A 2,220-nucleotide genomic window follows, 5' to 3' on the forward strand; every position below is an offset into this window, starting at 1 on the left:
GATCTAGGCACATGCCGGATCGGCGAATGGACTGTGCCTCACGGCACAGTCCATGTCACTCCGCTTCAACCGGCCAGGGCGACCTTGTTCGCCTCGAGGAATTGCTTCAACGTCTTTGGCGTCCTGCCCGAAAGCGACTCGATTGCGTCGGTCACCATGGCGATACGGCCGGCGCGCGTGTTGGCGTCGAAGGACACGATGACCTCAGCGAAATCCTCGGGAACGCCTGATGCCTTCACGCCTTCGGTCAAGGCTTCATCCGGAACCTGCACGACATCGAGCGGCTTGCCGGTGACCTCGCTTACCAGGGCGGCGATCTCGGCCGTCGTGTAGGCCTGCGGGCCGGTCAAGGTGTAGGTTTCGCTTTCGCTTGATGCGGCAACGAGGCCGGCGGCGATCGCTGCCGCCATGTCGTCGCGCGCACCGTGCGCCATGCGGCCGTCGCCGGCGGACGTGTACCATTTTCCCGAAGCGATCGCGTGCGGCAGGGACAAGAACAGGTTCTCCTGGTACCAGCCGTTGCGGAAGATCGTGTAGTGGATGCCGCTCGCTTTGATCGCCTGCTCGGTGCCGTAGTGATCATTGGCAAACAGCACCGGCGAAACCGGTTCCGGGTTGGGCATCGAGGTGTAGAGAAGGTGGGAAACACCGGCCTTCTTCGCGGCGGCAACCGCGTTCTGGTGCTGCCTCAGGCGCTTGCCGTGCAGCAGGTCGATCTCGCCGGTCGAGATGATCAGCACCCTGTCGGCGCCCTTGAAAGCAGCCTCCAACGATAGTGTGTCGTCGAAGTCAGCCGCCCTTGTGATCACGCCTCGCGCCGCCAACTCGGCGAGGTTTTCCGGATTGCGGGTGGCGGCGATGATCCGGCCCGCGGGGACCTTGAACATATCCAGCAGGTGGTTGATGACGCCGCGGCCGAGCTGGCCGGAAGCGCCGGTGACGAGAAGGGTTTGGGTCATGGAAGATCCTGACGTTGCGCCGCTAAGGCGGTTCGAGTGGCGGTCTCAATAAGAGACCAGCACTAAAATAGGAATTGACCCAGAGCCGTAAAGAAGGCAGTTTTTCGGGAGGTAGGCACGCGCAGGGAACCAGCGGTGGACAGCAAGATCGTCAATCTGAGATCGAAGTTGGAGGTCTACAAGGCGGTCTCCGGCGGCGGCAACTTCGCCAATTGTCCGGTCCGCGAGGTCATCCAGGGCGTGAGCGGCAAATGGAGCTCGCTGCTGATGATGGCTTTGGCCGAGCAGCCCTATCGATTCGGCGAGTTGCGGCGGCTGGTGCCGGACATTTCACAGCGCATGCTGACGCAGACGCTCTACGATTTGCAGCGCGACGGCTATGTGCATCGCGAGGTGTTCCCGACCAAGCCGCCGAGCGTCGAATACAGCCTGACCGATCTCGGACAATCGATGTTCGGCGCCTTGCATCAGCTGATCCTGTGGGCCGAGCTCAATCATGATGCTGTGCGCGGCGCACGCGCCGATTTTGACGCCGCCCAGGGCTGACCAGCGGCGCAAAGCCGTTGGTGACGGCTTGATTTCGTCCCGCCGCTGAAGGATTGTCCCGGCCAATCCGGCTTTGGGGGCACTGGCATTTCCTATGATATCGCAATTGCAGGCGCCGGGCCGGCGGGACTGGCCGTGGCGCTCTATCTCAAGCGTGCCGGGCATCGGGTCACGGTCTTCGAGCGCTTCGATGAACCGAAGCCGGTCGGCTCCGGGCTGATCCTGCAGCCGACAGGGCTGACGGTGCTGGCCGATCTTGGCCTGCTCGACGACATACTGGCGCTGGGCAGCCGCATCGACCGCCTGCATGGCGCCGATGCTTCCACGGGCCGTACGGTGCTCGATGTCCGCTACGATGCGCAACGCGGTGGCCGCTTCGGGCTGGCGGTGCACCGGGCGGCTTTGTTCGGTGTGCTTTTCCGCGCCGCGCAGAGCGAGGCGATCGCCATCGAGACCGGCGTCGAGATCGAGGCTCTGGAGACCGGCGAACGGGCGACGCTGATCTGTGGCAACGGGCGAAGGGCAGGGCCATTCGATCTGGTCGTCGACGCCAGCGGTTCGCGCTCGAAACTGCGCCGCGAAAGCGCTCCAGGCGAGCCGCGGCCACTCACCTATGGCGCGTTCTGGGCCTCGCTCGGCTGGCGCGGCGATGGTTTTGACGTGCACGCGCTGCTGCAACGCTACGACAAAGCGAGCGTGATGATCGGCGTGCTGC

At 64.0% G+C, this 2,220-nt stretch carries 3 protein-coding genes; 2 read left to right on the forward strand and 1 reads right to left on the reverse strand.

Annotated features, from left to right (window positions below):
* Positions 1-65: 65 nt before the first annotated feature.
* The gene (locus EN750_RS30670; protein ID WP_127398967.1) at positions 66-959 is read right to left on the reverse strand and encodes an SDR family oxidoreductase; all 894 of its coding nucleotides are present in this window, start codon (positions 957-959) and stop codon (positions 66-68) included.
* A gap of 135 nt (positions 960-1,094) precedes the next feature.
* Here EN750_RS30670 and EN750_RS30675 point away from each other — a divergent pair, with 135 nt between their 5' ends.
* Positions 1,095-1,505 carry a helix-turn-helix domain-containing protein gene (locus tag EN750_RS30675; protein WP_127398968.1) on the forward strand — a complete coding sequence of 137 codons (411 nt, stop codon included), beginning with the start codon at positions 1,095-1,097 and terminating at the stop codon, positions 1,503-1,505.
* A 135-nt stretch (positions 1,506-1,640) separates the two neighbouring features.
* Positions 1,641-2,220, forward strand: a 580-nt coding sequence (locus tag EN750_RS30680; RefSeq protein ID WP_245482859.1) for an NAD(P)/FAD-dependent oxidoreductase, incomplete at its 3' end; no start/stop codon positions are given.

This window comes from Mesorhizobium sp. M7A.F.Ca.ET.027.03.2.1 (assembly GCF_003999175.1).
GTDB lineage: Bacteria > Pseudomonadota > Alphaproteobacteria > Rhizobiales > Rhizobiaceae > Mesorhizobium.

What these genes read in the sequence shown, in the direction of transcription:
- EN750_RS30670 (WP_127398967.1), bottom strand. Translation starts at nt 959, where the DNA reads ATGACCCAAACCCTTCTCGTCACCGGCGCTTCCGGCCAGCTCGGCCGC.